This window comes from Streptomyces sp. Q2 (genome assembly GCF_056820935.1).
The window spans coordinates 1-2,588 of record NZ_JBXEJE010000102.1 but is presented as its reverse complement, the minus strand read 5'-3'; the positions used below and the strand labels follow the sequence as shown (position 1 = coordinate 2,588).

At 77.9% G+C, this 2,588-nt stretch carries 2 protein-coding genes; one reads left to right on the top strand and one right to left on the bottom strand.

The window, feature by feature from the left end:
* On the top strand, positions 1 to 533 hold a 533-nt coding region (gene bioD / locus ACWBNA_RS47705; protein WP_482710861.1), incomplete at its 5' end, for an ATP-dependent dethiobiotin synthetase BioD.
* On the opposite strand, the gene ACWBNA_RS47700 is transcribed toward bioD, so the two are convergent.
* Positions 530 to 2,588 (bottom strand): LuxR C-terminal-related transcriptional regulator (locus tag ACWBNA_RS47700; RefSeq protein ID WP_482710860.1); only part of this gene is annotated, 2,059 nt, incomplete at its 5' end. The two genes, bioD and ACWBNA_RS47700, sit on opposite strands and share 4 nt — an antisense overlap.

Sequence of the window (2,588 nt, the reverse complement as noted above, 5' to 3'; positions counted from 1 at the left end):
GGGCCGACGAAGTCGCCCGGTACCCCGAGCCGTTGGCGCCGGCCACGGCGGCGCGGCGGGCCGGGCGGGCGCCGGTGCGTCCGCACGAGGTCGCCGAGGCAGCCGCCAAGCTGGCCACCGAGCACGACCTGGTGCTGGTCGAGGGGGCGGGCGGACTGCTCGTCCGGTTCGACGCGGCGGGCGGGACGCTGGCGGACGCGGCCGGGCTGCTGGCCGCGCCGGTGCTGCTGGTGGCGTCCGCGGGTCTGGGCACGCTGAACACCACGGAGTTGACGGCCCGTGAACTGCGCAACCGCGGGCTCGACCTCGCGGGTGTCGTGATCGGCAGCTGGCCCGACGCACCCGACCTCGCGTCGCGTTGCAACCTGGCCGACCTGCCCGACGTGTCCGGCGCGGCGCTGCTGGGGGCCCTGCCCGCAGGGGCCGGGAGCCTCGCTCCCGCCGCCTTCCGCACCGCCGCGCCGACCTGGCTGGCGCCGCGGCTCGACGGGACGTGGGACGCGCAGGCGTTCCGCGAACGGGAGGCTCCCTAGCCGCCGACTTCGCCGACCTCACCGAGGAGCCTCACCAGTTCGATCCGGGAGCGGATGTCCAGTCGGGTGAAGACTCCCCGCAGGTGGTGGTCGATCGTGCGGGGGCTGAGCGCGAGGCGGTCGGCGATCTCGCGGTTGGTGGCGCCCTCGGCGGCCATCCGGGCGACCCGGAGCTGCTGGGCGGTCAGGCGGGTGGTGAGGCCGTCCGGGGCGGTGGGTGCGGGTGGCGTCGGCGCGCCCAGGGCGCGGAGCTCGGTGCGGGCCTGGGCCGCGCAGTGCGGCGCGCCGAAGGCGTCGAACGCCTCCAGGGCGCTGTGGAGGCGGTCGCGCGCCTCCGTACGGCGACGCAGCCGGCGCAGCGCGCTGCCGAACAGCAGCTCCGTGCGGGCGCGTTCGAAGTCCCGGGTGCCGCGGGAGTGCAGGTCCACAGCCTCGCGGTAGTGCTGCACGGCCTCCTCGCCCGGCACCAGCAGGGCACGGCACCGGGCGCTGAGGGCCAGGTCGTCGGGGCTGAGCACGGCGCTCGCCCAGCGGTGGTAGTCCGCGTGGGCGGCCCGGGCCACCCGGGTGTCGCCGGTGCGGACGGCGGCCTCCACGTAGTGCGGGGTGGCCAGGTGCCGGATGGCACGGTGGCCGTGGCCGGGCCCGAACCCGGCCAGGGCACGCAGCCGGGCCGCCGCCGCGGCGAAGCGGCCACTGCTGAGGTCGAGGTAGGCCAGCGCCCACTGGGCGAGGGCGGCGGGCAGGCCGAGGCCGCGGGCGAGGGCGTACGACCGTGCGACGGCGGCGCGTTCGCGGCAGACGTCCGCGTCGCCGGTGATCGCCGCGAACATGGCCAGCGCGGCCTGCAGATGGCACGCGCCGTTGTCCTGGCCGGTGGCGTACGCCTGCCCCAGCGCTTCCGTCGCGGCGGCTTCCCCGGCGCGGGGGCGCCCCGTCCAGAAGTCGGCGTACGCCCGGAACTCCATCGCCTGCACGACGGTGGCCGTCGCGCCCCGAGCCCGGGCCGAGGCGGCCGCGCGGAGGGTGGCGGTGGCGGCGCCGGTGTGGTCGCCGAGCAGCAGCGCGGCGATACCGGCGTGCATCAGCAGGGTGGGATCCCCTCCGGGACCGCACCGCCCGGCCGCCGCCTTCAGCAGGTCCCGCGCATCCTCGTACCGCCCGTCGAACGCTGCGGCGAGCGCCCCGAGCGTGCCGGGGGCCACGATCCCCCACCGATCGGCGACCCGGGCCGCCTCCCGGCACCGGCGCAGGTCGCCGGTGTAGATGGCGGCTTCGGTGGCGCGTGCGAGAAGACGGGCGGCCGGGTCGGAGGCGAAGGAGTGCGCGGCGACGAGGGCGCGGGCGCCTGCCGTGGGGCCGGCCATGGGTGCGGCGGGCAGGGCTGCGGTGCCCGCGCCAGGCACCGGGGTAACGGCGGCGTCAGTCGGAAGGTCAGCGGCGTGTGCGGCGGTGGAGCCTGCGGCAGGAGCCGGGGCAACGGCCGCGTGAGCCGGGAGGTCGGCAGCCTCCGCAGCGGTCGACGCCAGACCGGTCGACACCTGCGAGGCCCCCACCCCACACTCCCGCCCCCCACGCACGGCTGCGGTGCCCGCGGCAGGCGTGTCGGCGACGCGAACGGGCATGTCCGGGGCGTGGGCAACGGTCGACGGCAGGAGGGTCGATGCCTGCGAGGTCCGCGCCCCATGACCCTGCCCGCCACGCGCCGGCGGCACCGGTGGCGTACGGCTCGACTCGCCCCGTGCGTCCGGGACTTCGGTCCTGTCGGGCTTGGCTTGCGGGGGGTCGTCCGTGGTCGCGCCTGCCTCGGATGCCCGTCGGACCGCCGCTCCCAGCAACGCGTCGAACGCCTCGGACGCGTTGCCCGCCCGCAGGGCGAGGAGGCCGCTCAGGGCCTCCTCGTTGCCGGCGGCGGTCAGACGGCGGGCGCGGTCGCCGTCGCCGGAGTGCCAGGCGCAGGCGGCGGCGAGGGCGAGCAGGCGGGACTGGTGACGGGGGTCGGGGCTGAGCGCGGCCGCGCGTTCGGCGAGGGCGCGGGCCGTGGTGAGGAGGCCC